Source organism: Mesorhizobium sp. M0830 (genome assembly GCF_040319965.1).
In the GTDB taxonomy this organism is placed as follows: Bacteria; Pseudomonadota; Alphaproteobacteria; order Rhizobiales; family Rhizobiaceae; genus Mesorhizobium.
The window spans coordinates 1-3,376 of the sequence record NZ_JAMYOR010000124.1; the positions used below are offsets into that span (position 1 = coordinate 1).

A 3,376-nucleotide genomic window follows, 5' to 3' on the forward strand; every position below is an offset into this window, starting at 1 on the left:
CGACGAAAACTCGCCAATCTCAACGGCCACTATCTCGAAAATCTCATCCGTCAAAAATCAACGTTAACCTGAAGCGATTCCCCTGGACACCCGGTTTTGCGCGCGCCCTGTACAATGGCGGCTGCGCGAAGTACGAACGGCCAAGATTGTTTTGGCTGGCGCTAGGTCGGCCCCGGCATGTGCTCCATGATGAGCGCAGACCCTAAATTCCGAAAGAGTGAGATGTCCAATTTCGAAGCACTTGTCCCAGCGCTTGCCAGGGCGCTGGAAAAACGCGGCTATTCCGAGCTGACCCCGGTACAGAAGGCGGTTGTTGCCCCCGAACTCGGCCAGGCCGATGCGCTGGTTTCGGCGCAGACCGGCTCCGGCAAGACGGTAGCCTTCGGCCTTGCCCTGGCGCCGACCTTGCTTGACGGCGCGGAGCGCTTTGGCCACGCCGCGGCACCGCTGGCGCTGGCGGTGGCGCCGACGCGCGAACTGGCACTGCAGGTTACGCGCGAGCTGGAGTGGCTCTATGAGCTGGCCGGTGCCACGGTGGCGTCCTGCGTCGGCGGTATGGACATGCGCTCAGAGCGGCGTGTGCTGGAGCGCGGCGCCCATATCGTCGTCGGCACGCCCGGCCGGCTGCGCGACCACATCACGCGGCACTCGCTCGACATGTCGGCGCTGAAGGCAGTGGTGCTGGACGAGGCCGACGAGATGCTCGATCTCGGGTTTCGCGAGGACCTCGAATTCATCCTCGACGCCGCACCGGCCGAGCGCCGCACGCTGATGTTCTCGGCCACCGTGCCGCGCTCCATCGCCACGCTCGCGCAAGGATATCAGCGCGATGCCGTGCGCATTTCGGCCGCAGGCGAGGAAAAGCAGCATCTCGACATCGAATACCGGGCGCTGAGCGTCGCCCAGCCCGACCGGGAAAACGCCATCATCAACGTGCTGCGTTTCTACGAGGCGAAGAACGCGCTGGTGTTTTGCAACACGCGCGCCGCCGTCAACCATCTGACCGCGCGCTTCAACAACCGCAATTTTTCGGTCGTGGCGCTGTCCGGCGAGCTCAGCCAGAACGAACGTAGCCATGCCTTGCAGGCGATGCGCGACGGCCGCGCAAAAGTCTGCATCGCCACCGACGTCGCGGCGCGCGGCATCGACCTGCCCAACCTCGAACTGGTCGTCCATGCCGACCTGCCGACCAATCCGGAAACGCTGCTGCACCGCAGCGGTCGCACCGGCCGCGCCGGGCGCAAGGGCGTCAGCGCGCTGATCGTGCCCAACAGTGCCCGCAAGCGCACCGAGCGGCTGTTGCAGAACGCCGGCCTCAAGGCGACATGGGCGAGCCCGCCCTCGGCCGACGACGTGATACGGCGCGACGACGAACGCATCATTGCCGATCCGGTCTTCGACGAACCGGTGAAGGAGGACGAGCGCGGTTTCATCGACGCGCTGCTCGCCAAACATGGCGCCGAACAGGTGGCCGCAGCTTTCGTGCGCCAGTGCCGCGCCAGCCGATCGGCGCCCGAGGACCTCATCGAAATCGCGCCGTTCACGCCATCGCGTGAAAGACCGGCGGGCGAAGGTTTCGCACGTCGCGACGAAGCACCCAGCCGCCGCGACGATTTCGGCGCCAGCGTCTGGTTCTCGTTGTCGATCGGACGCCGGCAGAATGCCGAACCGCGCTGGCTGATCCCGATGCTGTGCCGCACCGGCAGCATCAGCAAGCGCGAGATCGGCGCCATCAAGATGCAACCGGATGAAACCTTCGTGCAGATCGCGGCGGAGTGGGCCGACCGCTTCCTGGCGGCGATCGGTCCCGACCGCAAACTGCAAAACAACATCATGGTGAAGCGGTTGGACGGCACGCCCGATCTGTCGCGTGCGGGTTACCAGGCGCCAGGCCCCGACAAGAAACCACATCGCGGCAAGGCACCGTTCGATCCCAACGCGCCGAAGCGCAAGTTCGAAAAGCACGCATCGGCGTCAGCCGATCAGCGCCCGGCAGCCGCGCATGAGACAAAGCCTTGGGCGAAGAAGCCGGGTAAGCCGAAGTTCGAAAACACCGGCGCGCCCAAGCACAAGAAGGCGAAGAAGCGGCCTTCATAAGATCGCAAGCAGCTTCATTTTCCGGCAGCGACGGCAGGCACTTCATGGTGCCGCTTGCCCATCGGCTCGGCCCTGTGCCACATCTTGATCGGGACGTGGCGAGAGGGGTGGCCTATGCGCGGCGAGGTGCTTCACTATGACGAGGACCAGGGTTTCGGCTTCATCATTGGAGACGATGGCAACCGTTACACCTTCACCCGCGAGAACCTGCGCCGGGAAAGCGCCATGCCCAGGGGCACGGTCGTCGAGTTCCAGCCGGGCGGCGGCCAGGCACGCGATGTCTTTTCGATTGGTGTCCAGACCGCCATCGAGGCCCCGCACGCTGACGCCGGAACCAACATCTCACCGATTGAAACTGGCAACGCAACGGCAGCTTTTGCTGTCCATGCGCAGCATTTCGGCCGCTCATCCGAGCCAGTCGAACGCACCGGCCTATGGGACTATTTCTGGCGCGGCGTGACGCAGAACTATTTCAATTTCGGCGGCCGGGCCCGCCGCAAGGAATATTGGGGCTATTTCCTGTTCTGGGTGGTCTCGCTGCTGATCATCGGCGGCATCGGCCTTTTCGCCGACAACGAAATGGGCAATTTCGACAGCAGCGTATCTGCGGCGGTAACCGTTGGCCTTTGCGTCACCTTCGTACTGGCGACCCTGCTGCCAAGCCTCGGCATGACCGTTCGCCGCATCCATGACATCGGCCTGTCGGGCTGGCTCTATCTGGTGGTGCTCATCCCGACCATCGGCAGCCTGATCATCCTGGTCTTCGCGCTGATCCCGACGCAGGCACGGGAAAACCAGTGGGGGCCGGTGCCGGCAGGCGTCAGGGTTTAACCGCCTTCAAGGCGTCGCCTGAAATCCTGAGGAAGACCTTCTGACCGTGGCGTTCGGCGCCGAGCCTCGCGTAGAAACGCAGCGCGCCCTCGTTCCAGTCTTCGGAGGTCAGGTCGATGCGGCCGATGCCGTGGCTAAGGCAATGATCGGCGAGAAAGCCGATCAGCGCCCCGCCGACGCTGGCGTTGCGGATGTTGTCGCGCACGAACAGGTCCTTGAGGAACAGCAGCCGCTCAAGATCGATACCCGGATGCGCGATTGCCACCGACGCCAGGCCGCTGACCTCGCCGTCAACGAAGGCGAGCGCGAAATGCAGGGCGGAATCATGAATCGTTAACGCTCTGGTAACCAAGCGGGATTCTGTTGGCCGGGAAGGAGACCGGCGATGGACGCAAGCTTTCTCGATCATATTGACGACATTGAAGACCCTCGCGTGCCCGGAATGGTG

3 protein-coding genes are annotated in these 3,376 nt (G+C 64.0%); 2 read left to right on the top strand and 1 reads right to left on the bottom strand.

Translation table 11 applies throughout. The features are described from left to right. Window positions 1–222: 222 nt before the first annotated feature. The gene (locus NKI20_RS33400; RefSeq protein ID WP_352838229.1) at window positions 223–2,097 is read left to right on the top strand and encodes a DEAD/DEAH box helicase; all 1,875 of its coding nucleotides are present in this window, start codon (window positions 223–225) and stop codon (window positions 2,095–2,097) included. A 114-nt stretch (window positions 2,098–2,211) separates the two neighbouring features. After that, window positions 2,212–2,928, top strand: a complete 717-nt coding sequence (locus tag NKI20_RS33405) for a DUF805 domain-containing protein (protein ID WP_352838231.1) — start codon at window positions 2,212–2,214, stop codon at window positions 2,926–2,928. Here NKI20_RS33405 and NKI20_RS33410 read toward each other — a convergent pair. Then, window positions 2,918–3,376: GNAT family N-acetyltransferase (locus tag NKI20_RS33410; protein WP_502898188.1), on the bottom strand; the 459-nt coding region annotated here is incomplete at its 5' end. The two genes, NKI20_RS33405 and NKI20_RS33410, sit on opposite strands and share 11 nt — an antisense overlap.

Excerpts from the sequence above, each read along its gene's own strand:
- NKI20_RS33405 (WP_352838231.1), top strand. The coding sequence starts at position 2,212 with ATGCGCGGCGAGGTGCTTCACTATGACGAGGACCAGGGTTTCGGCTTC.
- NKI20_RS33400 (WP_352838229.1), top strand. The coding sequence starts at position 223 with ATGTCCAATTTCGAAGCACTTGTCCCAGCGCTTGCCAGGGCGCTGGAA.